14 protein-coding genes are annotated in these 17,325 nt (G+C 72.8%); 6 read left to right on the top strand and 8 right to left on the bottom strand.

The features are described from left to right. On the bottom strand, positions 1–1,236 hold a 1,236-nt coding region (locus CW362_RS32550), incomplete at its 3' end, for a nitrate/nitrite transporter (protein WP_103553200.1). Positions 1,237–1,628: 392 nt separating this feature from the next. On the opposite strand from CW362_RS32550, the gene CW362_RS32545 reads away from it, so the two are divergent. Together CW362_RS32545 and CW362_RS32540 are read left to right on the top strand one after the other, a co-directional pair. After that, positions 1,629–2,186 (top strand): glycoside hydrolase family 25 protein, encoded by a 558-nt coding sequence (locus CW362_RS32545; RefSeq protein WP_103553199.1) that lies wholly within the window; start codon positions 1,629–1,631, stop codon positions 2,184–2,186. Between the two features lie 124 nt (positions 2,187–2,310). Further along, positions 2,311–2,853 carry an MOSC domain-containing protein gene (locus CW362_RS32540; RefSeq protein WP_103553198.1) on the top strand — a complete coding sequence of 181 codons (543 nt, stop codon included), beginning with the start codon at positions 2,311–2,313 and terminating at the stop codon, positions 2,851–2,853. A gap of 89 nt (positions 2,854–2,942) precedes the next feature. On the opposite strand, the gene CW362_RS32535 is transcribed toward CW362_RS32540, so the two are convergent. Continuing rightward, positions 2,943–3,155, bottom strand: a complete 213-nt coding sequence (locus tag CW362_RS32535) for an EF-hand domain-containing protein (RefSeq protein ID WP_103553197.1) — start codon at positions 3,153–3,155, stop codon at positions 2,943–2,945. A gap of 207 nt (positions 3,156–3,362) precedes the next feature. On the opposite strand from CW362_RS32535, the gene CW362_RS32530 reads away from it, so the two are divergent. Further along, entirely contained in the window at positions 3,363–4,004 is a 642-nt protein-coding gene (locus CW362_RS32530) for a GNAT family N-acetyltransferase (RefSeq protein ID WP_103553196.1), read from the top strand. 103 nt (positions 4,005–4,107) lie between these two features. Here the strand turns inward: CW362_RS32530 and CW362_RS32525 are convergent, their stop codons facing one another. The 6 genes from CW362_RS32525 to CW362_RS32500 all read right to left on the bottom strand — a co-directional run bounded on the left by CW362_RS32525 (position 4,108) and on the right by CW362_RS32500 (position 10,937). Further along, a complete protein-coding gene (locus CW362_RS32525) occupies positions 4,108–5,310 on the bottom strand; it encodes a YncE family protein (RefSeq protein ID WP_103553195.1) in 1,203 nt (400 codons plus the stop codon). After that, positions 5,310–6,095 (bottom strand): polysaccharide deacetylase family protein, encoded by a 786-nt coding sequence (locus tag CW362_RS32520; RefSeq protein ID WP_103553202.1) that lies wholly within the window; start codon positions 6,093–6,095, stop codon positions 5,310–5,312. The genes CW362_RS32525 and CW362_RS32520 overlap by 1 nt, the downstream gene beginning before the upstream one ends. Positions 6,096–6,507: 412 nt before the next feature. After that, on the bottom strand, positions 6,508–7,011 hold the full coding sequence (locus tag CW362_RS32515) for an ATP-binding protein (protein WP_103553194.1): 504 nt from the start codon (positions 7,009–7,011) through the stop codon (positions 6,508–6,510). 334 nt (positions 7,012–7,345) lie between these two features. Next, positions 7,346–8,113, bottom strand: coding sequence for an enoyl-CoA hydratase/isomerase family protein (locus tag CW362_RS32510; RefSeq protein WP_103553193.1), 768 nt, complete (start codon positions 8,111–8,113; stop codon positions 7,346–7,348). A 190-nt stretch (positions 8,114–8,303) separates the two neighbouring features. Then, positions 8,304–9,551 carry a L,D-transpeptidase gene (locus tag CW362_RS32505; RefSeq protein ID WP_206301117.1) on the bottom strand — a complete coding sequence of 416 codons (1,248 nt, stop codon included), beginning with the start codon at positions 9,549–9,551 and terminating at the stop codon, positions 8,304–8,306. 168 nt (positions 9,552–9,719) lie between these two features. Next, positions 9,720–10,937: a L,D-transpeptidase gene (locus CW362_RS32500; RefSeq protein WP_103553191.1), complete on the bottom strand. Its 1,218-nt coding sequence runs from the start codon at positions 10,935–10,937 to the stop codon at positions 9,720–9,722. Between the two features lie 151 nt (positions 10,938–11,088). Here CW362_RS32500 and glgX point away from each other — a divergent pair, with 151 nt between their 5' ends. The 3 genes from glgX to CW362_RS32485 all read left to right on the top strand — a co-directional run bounded on the left by glgX (position 11,089) and on the right by CW362_RS32485 (position 17,317). Continuing rightward, complete coding sequence (glgX, locus tag CW362_RS32495) at positions 11,089–13,395, top strand: glycogen debranching protein GlgX (RefSeq protein WP_103553190.1); 2,307 nt, start codon at positions 11,089–11,091, stop codon at positions 13,393–13,395. A gap of 149 nt (positions 13,396–13,544) precedes the next feature. Next, positions 13,545–15,437 carry an ABC transporter ATP-binding protein gene (locus tag CW362_RS32490; RefSeq protein WP_103553189.1) on the top strand — a complete coding sequence of 631 codons (1,893 nt, stop codon included), beginning with the start codon at positions 13,545–13,547 and terminating at the stop codon, positions 15,435–15,437. Beyond that, positions 15,434–17,317, top strand: coding sequence for an ABC transporter ATP-binding protein (locus CW362_RS32485; RefSeq protein WP_103553188.1), 1,884 nt, complete (start codon positions 15,434–15,436; stop codon positions 17,315–17,317). Before CW362_RS32490 ends, CW362_RS32485 begins: the two co-directional genes overlap by 4 nt. Positions 17,318–17,325: the final 8 nt, after the last annotated feature.

The raw sequence follows: 17,325 nt of genomic DNA, 5'->3' as shown, positions 1-17,325 counted from the left end.
GGCCAGTGCCGCGGCGGCGACGAGGCCCAGCAGGGCCAGGCCGACCCCGTAGTCCCCGTACTTCCCGTAGAGCACGCCCATGACCAGGGGCGGCAGGAATCCGCCCAGTCCGCCCGCCGCGCCGACGATGCCGGTGACCGAGCCGACCTGGTTGCCCGGGGCGAGCAGCGCCACCAGGGCGAAGACCGCTCCGCTGCCCGCGCCGAGGGCGGCGCCCATGGCGAGGAAGGCGATGGTGCCGACCGGGGCCAGCGAGGGCGTCAGCGACTGCACGGCCGCTCCGGCGAGCAGCACGCTCAGCGATCCGGTGAGGACCCGGACCGGGCCGAGGCGGTCCGACAGCCAGCCGCCGACCGGCCGCATCGCCACGGCCAGCAGCACGAATCCGGCCATCCGGTTCGCCGCGTCGGCCTGGGGCAGGCCGTAGCCGGTCTTGAGGTAGGTCGGCAGGTAGACGGAGAAGGCCACGTAGCCGCCGAACGCCACCGCGTAGAGGGCCGAGGCCTGCCAGGTGATGCCCAGCCGGACGGTGGCGGCCAGGCGGCGGGCGAGCGGCTCCGTCGGCACGGCACGCCCTGGGGCGTCGCGCAGCAGGAGCGCCGCCGTCACCGCGTACACGGCCAGCACGGCGGCGGTGATCAGGAACGGGGCGGCCAGACCGTGCGCGTCCACCAGCTTCACCGTGGTCAGGGCGCTGACGGCGGTGCCGCCCATGCCCGCGCCGAAGATCCCGATGGCCAGGCCCCTGCGCTCGGGCGGGAACCACGCGCTGACGAGCGGCACCCCGACGGCGAAGGCCGTGCCCCCGATGCCGAGGAAGAAGCCGCCGGCCAGCAGGGCCCCCAGCGAGGAGTGCCCGGCGAGGCCGAGGTAGAGCACCGGGACGATCGTGGCGGCCGAGACCAGCGGGAACATCACCCGGCCGCCGAACCGGTCGGTGAGGGCCCCGACCGGGATGCGGCCCAGTGAGCCGACCACGACCGGCACCGCCACCAGGAGCGACTGCTGGAAGGAGGACAGGTCCAGGGAGTCCTTGAAGCGCGGGCCGAGCGGGCTGAGCAGCGCCCACGCCCAGAAGTTGACGGCGAAGCCGACCGTGGCCAGCGCCAGCGCCAGCCACGCCCTGCCGGGGACGGCCACGGGCGCCGGCTCCCGTCCCGGTCCCTGCGCCCGCCCGGAGGCCGGCTCCTGCTCCGGACCCCGTTCCGGCTCCTGGCTTCTCGACGACTGCAGCATTCCGCCCGCTCCTTCACTCACGTCGGCCGGGCCCGGTCGTCCTCCGGTCCCGCGGGACGGCGGCCCGTTCGCGCGCTTCGCCGCCCGGAGCCAGAATCCGCGAAAGGGCCGCCCCGCCGCGTGGGCCACCCGGCCCCGGGGGCCCGGCGGACGGGCCATCACCACGCGGCCGACCGGCCCGGGGCGGGAGGACCGTACGGACGGGTACGGGCGGGCCGGTCACGCGTGCGAGCGTGGAGCGGTCGAAGTGGGGGAATTCCAAAGACAGTTGTCCCTGCCGGACCCGCCCCGCGGACAACGGCGGCCGTTCCCCGCGGTCGCCGGGCATCCGTCACCGGGCATCGCGCCCGCGTGGCCCCTCCCCCTCCCCCACACGCACGGAGGCTCCATCCATGCTGCGAGGCATCGACGTCAGCGCCTACCAGTCGTCCACGTACAGCACCGCCGGCCTCTCCTTCGTCTTCGTCAAGGCGACGGAGGGCCGCTCGTACGTCAACCCGAAACTCGCCGCGCAGGTGAGGACGGCCCGCGACGCGGACTGCGTCGTCGGCTTCTACCACTTCCTGTGGCCCGGCAACATCAGCGCCCAGGCCGCTTACTTCGTGAGCAAGGCCCCCGAGCGGGCGGGCGACCTGCTCGCCGTCGACTGGGAGACCACCGGCGAGGGCACCCACGCGAGCAACGCGGAAAAGGACCGTTTCATCCGTGAGGTGAAGGACCTCCGTCCCGACAACCGCGTGGTGCTCTACACGAACCGGGACTTCTGGCTGAACGTCGACACCACCTCGTACGCGGGCGACGGCCTGTGGATCGCCGACTACGTGACCGCCGGCGAGCCCCGCATCCGGGCGAAGTGGCGCTTCCACCAGTACACCTCCGAGCCGGTGGACCGGGACGTCGCGGACTTCGGGACCAAGGCGGCCCTGCGCGCGTGGGCGGACGACGCCTAGCGGGCCCGCGGCCACCGGTCCGGCGGCCGGTCCCGGACCGCGCTCCGGTGTCCGTGCGGCGCGGGCCGTACGATTTCGCCGGTCACCGGCGCGATCGGCCGCCGGACGAACGGGGAGCGGTCACATGGGCGGAACGGTCACAGCGGTCAGCAGCAACGGGACGTACTCGTTCACCAAGCCGAACCGGGAGAGCGTCACCCTGCTCGCCGGGCTCGGGGTGGAGGGGGACGTGCACGCCGGGGCGACGGTCAAGCACCGGTTCCGGATGGAGAAGGATCCCTCGCAGCCGAACCTGCGGCAGGTGCACCTCATCCACGAGGAGCTGTTCGACGAGGTCCGGGAGGCCGGATTCGAGGTCGCGGCCGGTCAGCTCGGCGAGAACGTCACCACCCGGGGCGTCGATCTGCTGGGACTCCCCACCGGGACGCTGCTGCGCCTCGGGGCGGCGGCCGTCGTCGAGGTGACCGGGCTGCGGAACCCCTGCGCCCAGATCGACACCTTCCGGAAGGGCCTGCTGAAGCAGGTCGTCGGCCGCGGCGAGGACGGAAGGACCCGGTTCAGGTCCGGGATCATGGGTGTCGTCCTCGTCGGCGGGGTGGTGCGGCCCGGCGACGGTGTGACGGTGGAGCTCCCGGACGGACCGCACCGGCCCCTGGAGGTCGTCTGATCCCGTTCCGGGACGCGGGGACCACGACTGCCCCGCGCACGCCGGAGGGGCGCCCGCGAAGATCCCTGCGGGCGCCCCTCCGGGCGGTGTCACTTGTTCAGGTGGGTCCAGAACTCGTCGAACGAGAGGACCTTGTCGCCGTTGAGGTCGCGGCTGGCGATGACGGCCTCCGCCACCGACTCGGTGACGTTCCAGTCGCCGCCCTGGGCGAGAGCGGACTTGAACTCGGCCGCGGTGATGAACCCGTCACCGTCCGAATCGATCCGCTCGAACTGCTTGCGTGCTTCCTCGATGTCGGCCACCGGTCCGCCCCTTCGTCGTGCATCAGTCATGCGTCACTGCCTTGTGTACGGAGGTCAGATTAACGGTCCTCGTGAACGCGCAGTGCCACGCCCACCCGGCCGAATTGCTCACAGTGCCCCGACGGGGAGAAGTCCGGTACCGTCGTCGACCGTGTCCGCGGGCCCGGGCCCCTGGACGGGTGGGGACTCGAGCGGCGGAGGACAGCGATGCCCGGCACTCTGCGCGACATACTGGACGCGGCCGCCCGGGGGGTCTTCCCTCCGCCCGACGGCGCCGTCACGGTCGTGCGCCAGCACTCCCCCCGCGACGCCGGCGTCCTCGCCTTCACCGCGCACTCCGTCGTCTTCACCGACGAGGACGAGGACCGGGTGCGGGCCGCGCTGGCGGTCCTCGACTGCGATGCGCTCGCGGCCGCCATGAACCCGCGCTTCCTCGCCGCGTTCATGGAACGGACGGGGCGGTCGAACGACACGGTCGACCTGCTGTCCGTCGCCGCCCCGCTCCCCGGCCCCGCGCCCCTCCCGCTCGAAGAGGTCGACGCCCTCGCCCATCCCCGGGTCGCGGCGGCCCGGAGGCGGCGCGACGGAGTACGGGTGTGGGCCGCGGACGGCGGGGTCCTCGTCCTCGGGCGGGGGGTCGGGGGGCGTCTGGAGGCCGCGGTCGAGGTGGACGAGGGCGCCCGGCACCGGGGGCTGGGCCGGGCGCTCGCGTCGGCGGCGCGGCACCTGGCCGGCGAGGCGGTCTGGGCCCAGGTGGCCGCGGGGAACGCCCGCAGCGTGCGGGCGTTCCAGGCGGCGGGCTACCGTCCCGTCGGCGCGGAGGCACTGCTCCTCGCGCCGGGACGGTGACGACTCCCGCTCGGCACCGGTGGGCCGGGGCCGTACGGAGCACGGCCCCGGCCTCTTCCTCCTGGGGCGGACGGAAGTCGTCGGACAGGACCTCGGACAGGACCTAGCGGAAGATGCCGGTGTGGCCGAGCGAGTACCGGCCGGGCTGGGGGTAGACGGCGAGGCCGTGCGGGCCGCTGCCGACGGGGATGCGGGCGAGCTGGTGGCCGGTGCGGGTGTCGATGGCGTACACCTCCGAGTTGTACCGCCCGGAGAGCCACAGGACCTTGCCGTCCGCCGAGACGCCGCCCATGTCGGGGCTGCCCCCGTCGGGCAGGTGCCACTTCTTGGTGAGGCGGTTCTGCGTGAAGTCGAAGATGGAGACGGTGCCTTCGCCGCGGTTGGAGATGTACATCTCGTGCGAGTCCCGGCTGACGTAGAGACCGTGGGCGCCCTTGCCCGTGTGCAGCAGGACGGGCTGGGTGAACTTGTCGCCGTCGAGGATCCACACGCCGTCGGCCATCATGTCGGCGATGTAGAACCGCTTGCCGTCCGGGGAGATCTTCACGTCCTGCGGCATCGCCCCGTGGAAGGGCAGCTTCTGCTGGCCGATCACCTTCATCCGCTCGGTGTCGACCTTCAGGAGTTCGCCGCTGAACTCGCAGGACACGATGAAGTAGCGGCCGTCCGGGGAGAAGTCGGCGTGGTTGACGCCGTAACAGCTGACCGGCTCCGTCCTGACGGTCTTCATGGTGTGCGCGTCGCGGAAGACGAGTTCGCGGTCGAGGGAGGCCATCACGATCGCGTACTTGCCGTTGGGCGTGAAGTAGAGGTTGTACGGGTCGTGCACGTCGACCGGCTCGCCCGCCTTGCCGGTCCTCGGGTCGATGGGGGTGAGGGTGTTGCCGCGGTCGTTGTTGACCCACAGGGTCTTCAGGTCCCAGGAGGGGACGACGTGCTGGGGCTGGACGCCGACCGGGATCGTCTCGATGACCTTGTACGTCGCCGGGTCGATGACCGTGACCGTGTTGGAGTTGGTGTTGGGCACGTAGACCCGGGACGGGAAGTCCTTGACCACCGGGGAGAGCCGGTTCGGGCGGTCGGCGGCGTACACGTCCGCCGGGTCCAGCAAGGGGGGCATGCCGGGCAGCCCCTGGACGGCCTTCTTCTTGACCGGGGCGGGCGGGACGGCCGCCTTGGTGGTGGCGCGGACCTGGTCCGCGTGGTCCGGGGAGGAGGCGCCGCAGCCCGCGAGGGCGGCGAACGCGGTGAGGGCGGCGCCCGCGATCAGGACGCGGCGCAGGGGGGAGGAGGGGGGCGTCAGCATCAGCTCAGCAGCTCCGTGGTGGTGACCGCGCCGAGGCCGCGGCGGTCGAGTTCGTGCAGGAGGGCGGGGAGGGCGGCGACCGTGTCCGCGTATCCGAAGTGCAGGCTCACGACGGAGCCGGGGCGGACCTCGGCCAGGACCTTGCGGGTGACGGCGGCGGCCCCCGGCGAGGTGTAGTCGAGGGAGTCGACGTCGTAGGAGAGCGTGTGCGGGTAGCCCGCTTCGCGGGCCAGGCGCTGGACCAGGGGGGAGGCCCTGGGGCTGCGGGAGGGCCGGAACCAGGTGCCGATCGAGCCGGTGAGGCGCTCGAGGCGGTCCGCGCACCCCCGGATCTCCGCGGCCGCCTCCGCCTCCGTCATCGCGTTGATGTCGAGGTGGCGGAGGGTGTGGTTGCCGAGGTCGTGGCCGCCGTCGAGGATGCGGCGGGCGATGTCGGGGTGTTCGTCCAGCCAGGTGCCGACGGCGAGAACGGTGACCCTGGCCCCGGCCTTCTCCGCCTCGCCGAGGAGCGCCTTCGCGACGGCGGGGTCGCCCTGGCCGTGGAAGGTGAGGGCCACCTCGGACGAACCGGTACGGGGGCCGTGGGTGATCTCGGAGGGCTGGCCGGGATAGCGGCGGGGCGCGGGGGCGCGGGCGGGGGCTCCACGGGTCGCCGGGGCGGGGGACGCGCTGGGCGCGGCCTGAGGTGCCGTGAGATCGCCGGAGCGGGCGGCTCGCGGGGCGGAACAGCCCGCGGCCGCTCCGGCGGCGAGGGTTCCCGCGGTGAGCGCGAGTCCCGTGAGCAGGGCGGCGCGCCGGGGTGGAGCGGGGGCCGGGGGGTCTTCGGCGGGCGTGGTCACCGGACCATTTAAGGGTGAATCGGCCGAAAAACCGGCGATTGGTCCGACCGGGTGGTGGTGCGGGTCGCTCCACGGCTTCCGGGTACGGGGCAGCGGGGCGGCGGGCCCCGGGGGCGGAGCGGGAGCCCCTCTTTTGGATCAGTCGGCCGGGTCTGCGATAGTCAGCGGTGCGACGTCCACCCATTGACCCGGGCCACGGTTGTCGCCGGTGGCGCGGTTCACACCCCAATTCGTTCCGCGGCACCCCGTGAGCCCCGGCCGCCACGCGGCCGGGGCTCACGCATGCCCGTCCCGCGCCGTGGAGCCCGCCCCGGCGGACTCCCGCACCCGGGCCGGACAGGCCGGCGGCCGGAGCGGGTCAGCGGTCGGCGACGCGCATCTCGAACCAGGTGGTCTTGCCGCGGGGCAGCAGGTCGACGCCCCAGCGGTCGGAGAGCTTGTCGACGAGGAACAGGCCCCGGCCGCTCACGTCCGTCTCCTGGACCGGCATGAGGCAGGGAAGGCCGCGGGAGGGGTCACGGACCTCGATGCGGATCCAGCCGCGGCGGCGGCGCATACGGAGTCCGAAGACGCGGGCGCCGGTGTGCCGTACGGCGTTGCCCACGAGTTCGGAGACGAGTAACACCGCGTCCTCGGTCATCTTCGGGGACAGACCCCACTGGCGCAGGACGACGACCTGGGCGAGCCGCCGCGCGGTGGCCGCGGACTCCGGACGGGACGGCAACGGCACTTCCGCCTCGGTGGGATTGCCGAACAACTCGAGTGCCTTGAGTGCTCGTTCGTCCTCGACCGCAGGCGACCAGCGCGCCGCGGTCGCACTTCCGTGCCGCCGCGGCTGTTCCGTACCCTCCAGCCCCGCCATGCCCCCCATCATGGCCGCCCAGAGCCCCCTTCGGGGCCGTTCCGACGGATTGGGCCCCCCGGAGCGATACGTTCCGCATTGTTCGAACGGCATATGCCAGGGGCAGTTCAGGAACGGCGGGAGCCCGTCCGGCCTGCCGGAACAGGCCGGTCCGGGGCAATCGCCACACCTCGCGGCAAGGCGCGCTCGAGGACGTCTCGAGCCTGGAACGGAACGCCCCATCGAGGGACACCGGCACGAACGCGCCGCGCCCCGGCCCCGGAGGACCGGAAGCGGTCCCCCGCTCCGGCCCGGGGAGCGGGAGGCCTCGTCCCGGACCGGCGCGGCGGACGGCTCAGAGGAACTTCGCCTTGCCGGGGCCCTCCTCCACGAAGCTCCGCATGCCCCGCTCGCGGTCCTCGGTCGCGAACAGACCGGCGAACCAGTTCCGCTCGATGGTCAGTCCGGTCTCGATGTCCGTCTCCAGGCCCGCGTCGATCGACTCCTTCGCGGCCCGCAGCGCGATGGCCGGGCCCTGCGCGAGCCGGGCGGCCCAGGCGTGCGCGGCGGTGTAGACCTCGTCGGCGGGGACGACCCGGTCGACCAGACCGAGCGCGAGGGCCTCGTCGGCCTTGACCATGCGGCCGGTGAAGATGAGGTCCTTGGCCTTGGAGGGGCCGATCAGCCGGGAGAGCCGCTGGGTACCGCCGGCGCCGGGGATCAGGCCGAGCAGGATCTCCGGCTGGCCCAGCTTGGCGTTGTCCCCGGCGATGCGGTAGTCGGCGCACAGGGCCAACTCGCAGCCGCCGCCGAGCGCGTATCCGGTGACGGCGGCGACGACGGGCTTGGGGATGCGGGCGACGGCGGTGAAGGAGTCCTGCAGGGCCCGGGACCGCACGACCATCGCGGCGTGGTCCATGGCCTGCATCTCCTTGATGTCCGCGCCCGCCGCGAACACCTTCTCCCCGCCGTACAGCACCACGGCGCGGACGTCCGGCCGGACCGTGGCCTCCTCGGCCAGTTCCTTGAGGCGGTCCTGCGTCGCCACGTCCAGGGCGTTCATGGGAGGGCGGTCCAGGCGGATGGTGCCCACGCCTTCGGCCACTTCGAGATGCACAGTCATGGGAGCAGGTTAGTGGCCGTTAACGCCGACGGGCCGGGTGTGCTGGGTCACAGCACACCCGGCCCGGTGGGAGGGGCGGGCGACGGGGCCGGAAACGGTCGCGCGAGCCGGGCGAAAGCCGTCACGCGGTCCGGTCCTCGGCCCTCACGCGGGGCTGTCCCGCGAGATCACCCGGTCCGGTACGGCGAGATCACTTGGTCCAGTCCGCCCAGGAGATGTTCCAGCCGTTGAGGCCGTTGGCCGGGTCGACCGTCGGGTCGGTGGAGTTCTTCACGACCACCACGTCACCGACCATCGAGTGGTTGAAGAACCAGGCGGCCGGCACGCCGCTGTCGTAGCCGCCGCGCACGTCCCGCAGGCCTATGCAGCCGTGGCTGGCGTTGTAGTTGCCGAAGGCGCCGCCGCCCCAGTAGTTGCCGTGCACGAAGGTGCCGGAGTTGGTCAGGCGCATGGCGTGCGGGACGTCCTTGATGTCGTACTCGCCGTCGTAGCCGACCGTGTCGCCGTTCATCCGGGTCACGGTGAACTTCTCGCTGATGACCATCTGGCCGTTCCAGGTGGCGTAGCCGGGCTTGCCGGTGGTCACCGGGATGGTCTTGACGACCTTGCCCTCCTGCATGACCTTCATCGTGTGCTTCTTGGCGTCCACGACGGACACCTGGTCGCGGCCGATGGTGAAGGAGACGGTCTTGGCCTGCTTGCCGTAGACGCCCTTGCGGCCCTCGACGCCGTCGAGGTTCAGCTTCACGGTGACCTTGGTGCCGGCCTTCCAGTACTTCTCGGGCCGGAAGTCGAGGCGGTCGTTGCCGAACCAGTGGCCCTGGACGTCGACGGCCGGCTCGGTCGTGATCTTGATGGCCTTCTCGACGTCGTCCGGCTTGGTGATGCCCCGGGTGAAGCGGACCGAGAACGGCATGCCGACGCCGACCTTGGAGCCGTCCTCGGGCGTGAAGTTGCCGGTGAAGGTGTTCTGCGGGCTCAGCGTCGTGAAGGACGAGTCCTCGGCCGCCGTGCGGCCCTCGGAGTCCTTCGCGACCGCGTGCACCTGGTACTTGGTGGACGCCGCGAGGTGTGTGGCGGGCGTCCAGCCGCTGCCGTCGGCCGATATCTCGCCGTCGATCTTCGCGCCCTCGTTGTCCTTGACGGTGACCTCGGTCAGTTTGCCCTTACTGGCCGTGACCTTGAGGGTGCCGCTGGTGTCGACGTCCTTGGCACCGGCCTTCGGCGCGATCGTGACGACGGCCACCGACTGCTTGCTCTCCGCGGTGGTGCTGCCCTTGCCGTCCTTGTCCTTCCCTCCGGACCCCGAGTCCGTTCCCCCGCCCCCGCCGCAGGCCGTGACGGCCAGCAGCGCACCGCCGACCATCACCGCCCACCGCTTGTTGCGGCCGCGTGAGCGTCCACCTGCCGACGCCCCCGATACCGGTCGCACGTTCACAGTCTTTCTCCCCTCGCAAGGCCTGATCAGGCCCCCACCCCAGCGCGTCACGCGCGATCACTGGCGCATATTAACCTCACGGTTTTGAGCTCCGTGTCAGGCCAATGTCACCGTTCCGTCGCAACTTGGACCATCGACCACGAAGATGGTTGCGCCGGGGAGCGAAGATCAGTCGACCGCGCTGCCGGCCTTCCACTCCTTCCAGCCCATGTTCCAGCCGCCGAGCCCGTTGTCGGGGGCGACCTTCTTGTCCTCGCTGTGGACGACCTCGACGACGTCCCCGATGAGGCTGCGGTCGAAGAACCAGCCCGCCGGGGTGTCCGAACTGCCGCCCTTCACGTCCCTGAGCCCCACGCAGCCGTGGCTCACGTTGGTGTTGCCGAAGGCGTCCGGCGCCCAGTAGTTGCCGTGCAGGAAGGTCCCGGAGTCGGTCAGGCGCATCGCGTGCGGCACGTCGGGGATGTCGTACTCGCCGCCGAAACCGACGGTCCGGCTGTTCATCCGGGTCACTTCGAGCATCTCCATGACGACCATCTTCCCGTTGTACGTCGTCGTTCTCGGCGCCCCTGCCGTGATCGGCACCGTGGCGAGGAGGTTGCCGTCGCGGCGCACCTCCATGGTGTGGGCGCGGGCGTCGACGAGGGACCGCTGGTCGCGGCCGACGGTGAACGAGAAGGTCCTGGACTGGAGTCCGTACACGCCGGGCGCTCCCTCGACGTCGCGCAGCCGCAGTTCCACGGTGACCTTCGTGCCCGGCTTCCAGTACCGCTCGGGCCGGAAGTCGACGCGGCCGCCGCCGAACCAGTGCGCGCGGACCGGGACCGCCGGCCGCGCCGACACGTGGACGGCGCGCTCGACGGCGGCCCGGTTCTCGATCTCCCGGTTGAACTCGAGGGAGACGATCATTCCGGTGCCGACGACGGACCGGTCCTCCGGAGTGACGTACCCGATGAACCGCTCGCCGGGCACGGCGGTGGTGAACGTGGTGTGCCGGGCCGAGCGGCGTCCGTCGCCGTCCAGGGCCACCGCGTCCACGGTGTACTTGGCGGCCAGGGCGAGCCGCGCGGCGTCCGGTCTCCAGGACAGGCCGTCCTCGCTGATGTGCCCCGGCACGGGCGACTCCCGGGCGTCCTGGAACTTGACGACCTTCACGGACTCCAGGCGCCCGCCGGGCACCCGCACCAGCAGTGCCTCCCGCGGTCGTACGCCCTTGCTGTTGTCGTCGGGCGAGACGTGGATGGCGTCCTTCGGCGACCGCGGTTTGCCGAACGCGTCCCCGATCCCGTGCGAGGTGCAGCCGGAGGCTCCGGCCAGCAGACCGGCCCAGGTCAGTACGGCGGCCAGCGCGGCCCCTGCGCGCCGCGCGCGCGTCTGTACGTGCTTCACAAGGGACCCAACGACGCCGCCCCTCCGGGGAAACGTGAGTGCGAGCCACGCTCTGGGCAGAACAGTGGGGAGGACGACGCGCCGAGGAGCCGCGGCCGGGACGCCGTGCACCCTTTTCCGCGCCGTTCCACGAGCCGTGGGAGGCTGACCGGTGTCGAGCGCACCCGAGCAGGAGGCGGTCCACGAGGGACGCGCCGCGGGCGGCGGGCTGCCCGCGCAGACCGTCACGGACCCGGCGGGACCGTCCGCCGCGGACCCGGCGGCGGAGCCGGCCGCTCCCGCCCTGAACGGCTCACGGCACCCCGCGCCGCCGCCCCCCGCCGCCTGGCCGGGTGCCCCGACACCGCTCGGAGCACGCTTCAGGGCGGGTCCCGACGGCACCACGGGCACCAACTTCGCGCTGTGGGCGGGCGGCGCGGAGGCCGTCGACCTGTGCCTCTTCGACGACGACGGCGCCGAGACCCGCGTCCCGCTCGCCGAACTCACCCACGAGATCTGGCACGGCTTCGTCCCCGGCGTGCTCCCCGGCCGCCGCTACGGCTTTCGGGTGCACGGCCGCTGGGACCCGTGGACCGGCGCCCGCTGGAACCCGGCGAAACTGCTCCTCGACCCGTACGCCCGTGCCGTGGACGGCGACTTCACACTGCCGCCCGAGGTGTACGGGCACGTCCGCGACTGGCCCCAGCAGCAGGTCGCCGACACCGTGCGCGACGACCGCGACTCGGCGCCCCTGGTCCCCAAGGGCGTGGTCGTCCAGGACGACGACGACTGGTCGGACGACCACCGCCCCAAGACCCCGTGGGCGGACTCGGTCATCTACGAACTGCACGTGCGCGGATTCACCCGTCTGCACCCCGGCGTCCCGGAGGAGCTGCGCGGCACGTACGCGGGGCTGGCGCACCCGGCCGCGATCGAGCACCTGGTGGACCTCGGGGTGACGGCGGTGGAACTGCTGCCGGTGCACCAGTTCGCGCACGAGGACCACCTGCTGCGCCGGGGCCTGCGGAACTACTGGGGCTACAACTCCATCGGCTACTTCGCCCCGCACGCCGCCTACGCCGCCTCCGGCACCCGGGGCCAGCAGGTCGGCGAGTTCAAACGGATGGTGCGCGCGCTGCACGCGGCGGGCATAGAGGTCATCCTCGACGTGGTCTACAACCACACCGCCGAGGCGGGCGAACTGGGCCCGATGCTGTCGCTGCGCGGCATCGACAACCGGGGCTACTACCGGCTCCAGTCGGACGCCCGCCGCTACGCGGACTACACCGGCTGCGGGAACACCCTGCACGTCGTGCAGCCGCAGGTGCTGCGGCTGATCACGGACTCGCTGCGCTACTGGGTCACGGAGATGGGCGTCGACGGCTTCCGCTTCGACCTCGCGGCCGCGCTCGCCCGGTCCATGCACGACGTCGACATGCTGTCGCCGTTCCTCGCCGTCATCGCGCAGGACCCGGTGCTGCGCCGGGTCAAGCTGATCGCCGAACCGTGGGACGTGGGCTCCGGCGGCTACCAGGTGGGTGCCTTCCCGCCCCTGTGGACGGAGTGGAACGACCGCTACCGCAACGCCGTGCGGGACTTCTGGCGCGGGGCGCTGCCCGACGTACGGGACCTCGGCTACCGCCTGTCCGGGTCGAGCGACCTGTACGCCTGGGGCGGCCGGCGTCCGTACGCCTCCGTCAACTTCGTGACCGCGCACGACGGTTTCACCCTGCGCGACCTCGTGTCCTACGAACGCAAGCACAACGAGGCGAACGGCGAGGGCAACCGGGACGGCACCGACGACAACCGGGCCTGGAACGGCGGGACCGAGGGCGAGAGCGAGGACGAGGGCCTGCGGGCGCTGCGGCGGCGCCAGCTGCGGAACCTGCTGACGACGCTGCTGCTGTCGACCGGGGTGCCGATGCTGGTCGCCGGGGACGAGTTCGGACGCACCCAGCGCGGCAACAACAACGCCTACTGCCAGGACAACGAGATCAGCTGGGTCGACTGGTCGCAGCTGGACGACCCGCACTGGCGGGCCCTGTTCGAGCTGACGTCCCGTCTGATCGCGCTGCGGCACGCGCATCCCGTGCTGCGCCGCCGGGCGTTCTTCTCCGGGCGGGCCCATTCGGCCGACGGACTGCGGGACCTGGCCTGGTTCACCGCGCGGGGCACCGAGATGACGGAACGGGACTGGTACGCGCCCGCCGCGACCCTCGGGATGTACCTGTCGGGGCGGGACATCCCCGGCCGGGACGCGCGGGGTGCCCCGGTCGTCGACGACAGCTTCCTCGCCGTGCTGCACGCCGGGGACCGTCCGGCCTCCTTCGAACTGCCGGGGGCGCCCTGGGCCGCGCGGTACGAGGTGGTCGTGGACACCTCGCGCGAGGACCAGGCCGAGGCCCCCGCGCTCACGCACCGGGCGGGCACGGCGATCACGGTGCCGGCGCGGTCCGTGCTGCTGCTGCGGGTCCGCTGAGGGAGCACGACGGCACGCCCTCCCCGGCGGGGGCCGCGCGCCCGCTCCCCGGCGGTCGCCGGGCGCCCGCCCCGGCCCCCCTTCGAACGATCTGGGAGCGCCGAAAACTCGGTGGGCACTGTCAGTGGTGAAACGTAGGCTCGCTCGTGATGACCACACCGGATGCAGCCGCCCTGGACCACCCCGACCGTTCGACCGTACGCAGCCTGCTGCGCCTGTGGCCGTACGTACGCCCGGTGCGGGCGAGATGGTTCGGCGCGGCGTTCGTCGCCGTCGTCGCGTCCTGTCTCTCGCTCGTGTTCCCGCTGATCCTGAAGTGGATGGTGGACGGTCCGGTCGCCGAACACGATCCGGCGGGCGTCTGGCTCGGGGCGCTGTACCTGCTGCTGCTCGGCTTCGCCGAGGCCGGTCTGTTCGGGCTGCGCCGCTGGCTGGTGGCCCGCCCGCTGGCCGGGGTCGAGGCGGACATGCGCGCCGATCTGTACCGCCACCTGCAACGCCTGCCGGTCGCCTTCCACGACCGCTGGGCGTCGGGCCAGCTGCTGTCCCGGGCCACCACCGACCTGATGCTCGTCCGCATGTTCCTGGCGTTCCCGCTGACCTTCCTGCTGGTGAACGCCGTGACGATCCTCGCGGGCATCGCCATCATGCTGGCCCAGCAGTGGACCCTCGGGCTGGTGCTCCTCGCCCCCGCCCTCCCCGTCATGGTCGTCTGCTGGTTCTTCGAGCGGCGCTACTCGGAGGTGGCGCGCCGCGCGCAGGACCAGGTCGGCGACCTGACGACGGTGGTCGAGGAGAGCGTGCTCGGCATCCGGATCATCAAGGGGTTCGGGCGCCACCGCAGCCAGGCGCGCGCGTTCCGCGAGCTGTCCCGGACGCTGCGCGGCACGGAACTGGTCAAGGCCCGGCTGCTCGCCTCCATCTGGGGCGTCATCGTCACGCTGCCCGAGTTCGCCATCGGCGCCGCCCTCGTCCTCGGCACGGTCCAGGTCGCCGACGGCCGGCTGTCCGCCGGCACGCTGGTCGCGTTCCTGTCGACCGCGCTCGCCCTGCGCTGGCCCGTCGACTCGATCGGCTTCCTCATCGCCATGAGCCAGGAGGCGGGGACGGCCACGGAGCGGTACTTCGAGGTCATGGACGCGACCCCGGAGTCGGACGGCGCGACCGCGCCGGCCCCCGTGGCCGGACCGGTGAAGGCGCGGGAGTCCACGGCCGGGGCCGCCCGTGACGGCGACGCCACGGCCGCGCGGGACACCGGCGGGCCGGCCGGACAGGGCTCCCCCGCGGCCGACGGCGAGGGCGGACTGCGTTTCCACGCTGTCGGGTTCCGCTATCCCGACGCCCCGGCGGACGCGCCGCCCGTGCTGGACCGCATCGACCTGCACGTGCGCCCCGGCGAGAGCATGGCGCTCGTCGGCGCCACGGGCACCGGCAAGACCACCCTCACCGCGCTCGTCCCCCGCCTCCACGAGGTGACGTCCGGCCGGATCACCCTGGACGGCCGGGACATCACCGAGATGCCCCGTGAGGAGCTGCGCGAACTCGTCGCCGTCGCCTTCGAGGAACCCACGCTCTTCTCGGCCACCGTCGGCGAGAACGTCCTGATGGGCGCCGACGGGACCGCGGGCCGCGAGGAGCTGGACCGTGCCCTCGCCGTGGCGCAGGCCGGCTTCGCGCACGCGCTGCCCCGGGGCACGGACACGCAGGTCGGCGAGCAGGGCCTCAGCCTCTCCGGCGGACAGCGGCAGCGGCTCGCGCTGGCCCGCGCGGTGGTCGGCCGCCCGCGCTTCCTGGTGCTCGACGACCCGCTGTCGGCGCTGGACGTGCACACCGAGGCGGCGGTCGAGGCCGCCCTGCGCCGGGTGCTGGCGGAGACGACCGCCCTGATCGTGGCGCACCGCCCGTCCACGGTCCTGCTGGCCGACCGGGTGGCCCTGATCTCCGGCGGCCGGATCGCGGCGGTCGGCACCCACCACGAACTGCTGCGCACGCACGCCGAGTACGCCCACCTGATGTCGGGTGCAGAGGAGGACGGCCGATGACGGCGGCACCCACGGCCACCGCGCCGGGCAAGGACCCGGACGAGGGAGCCGACGAGAAGGGCCGGGCGGCCCCGGGACCCGGGCCGCACCAGGATCCCTTCGACCACGACACCCTGCCCGCTCCCCCGGGCGCGACCGCGGCGCTGCTGCGCTCGCTGCTCGCCCCGCTCAGGGCCCGGGTGGCCCTGACCACCGTCCTGCTGCTGCTCCAGCAGGCCGCCGTGCAGGTGGGCCCGCTGCTGGTGGCGTACGCCATCGACCGTGCCGTACCGGCCTTCCGGCAGGACGACCACGGACCGCTGATCGCCGTCGGCGCCGCCTACCTGCTGTGCGCGGCGGCCTCCGGCGGACTCCAGTACGCCTTCATCGTCGCCTCGGCCCGGGTCAACCAGGACGTGCTGCTCGATCTGCGCGGCCGGATCTTCCGGCACGCCCAGGCGCTCAGCGTCGACTTCCACGAGCGCTACACCTCGGGCCGGCTGATCTCCCGCTCCACGACGGACGTCGAGTCGCTGCGCGAACTGCTCAGCGAGGGGCTCCAGGAACTCGTCACCGTCATCCTGTCCTTCGTCTACATCTCGGCGATGCTGCTCTGGCTGGACGCCGGCCTCGGCGCGGTCGCGGTGGTCTCGTTCGTGCCGCTGTACCTGCTCGTCCGCCGCTACCGGCGCCGCGCGGGCGAGATCTTCGCCGTGCGCTCGACGACGATCGCCGCGGTGATCGTGAAGTTCGCGGAGACGATGAACGGCATCCGGCCGGTGCGCGCGTTCCGCCGCGAGGCCGCCAACGAGGCCGAGTTCGAGGTGCTCAACAAGCGGCACGAGAGGACGAACGGCGACGCCCTGCTGGAGATGGCCCAGTACGTCGTCGGCTCCCGGCTCGTCGCCAACACGGCGGTCGCGGGCATCGTGCTGTGGGGCGCCCACCGGGTGGCGTCGGGTTCGCTGGCGCTCGGCGTGCTCGCCGCGGCGGTCCTCTACCTGCGCCGGCTCTACGACCCCATCGACCGCCTCGGGATGTTCCTGAACTCCTACCAGTCCGCGGCGGCCTCGCTGGAGAAGATCGCCGGTCTGCTGGCCCAGACGCCGTCCGTGCCGGAGCCGTCCGTGCCCCGGCAGCTCCCGGCCCTCGCCTCCGAACACCCCGGCCGCGAGGTCGTGTTCGACGGTGTCCGCTTCGCGTACCGCACCGGCGGGGAGGTGCTGCCCTCCTTCTCGCTGACGCTGCCCGCCGGACAGACGGTGGCCGTGGTCGGCTCGACCGGCGCCGGCAAGTCGACCCTGGCCAAGCTCCTGGCCCGGTTCTACGACCCCTCCGACGGGCGGGTCCTGCTCGACGGCGTCGATCTGCGCGAGCTGCCGGTGCCCGAACTGCGGCGCGGGGTGGTGATGGTGACCCAGGAGGCGTTCCTGTTCTCGGGCACGGTCGCCGAGAACATCGCGATCGGCCGCCCCGAGGCGTCCCGCGAGGAGATCGAGCGGGCGGCGAAGGCGATCGGCGCGCACGACTTCATCAGCGCCCTGCCCGACGGCTACGACACGGACGTGCGCAAGCGCGGCGGCCGGATCTCCGCGGGCCAGCGTCAGCTCGTCGCCTTCGCGCGGGCCCTGCTCGCCGACCCGGCCGTCCTGATCCTCGACGAGGCGACCAGCTCCCTGGACATCCCGGGCGAACGGGCCGTGCAGCGCGCCATGTCGACGGTCCTGCGGGGGCGCACGGCGGTGGTCATCGCGCACCGGCTGTCGACGGTGGCGATCGCGGACCGGGTGCTGGTGATGGAGCACGGGCGGATCGTCGAGGACGGCGCACCCGGCGAACTCGTCGCGGGCACCGGCCGGTTCGCGGACCTGCACAAGGCCTGGCGGGACAGTCTCGTCTAGCGGCGGAC

The organism is Streptomyces populi, assembly GCF_002911015.1.
GTDB lineage: Bacteria > Actinomycetota > Actinomycetes > Streptomycetales > Streptomycetaceae > Streptomyces > Streptomyces populi.
This window is presented reverse-complemented; position numbering and strand designations above follow the sequence as displayed.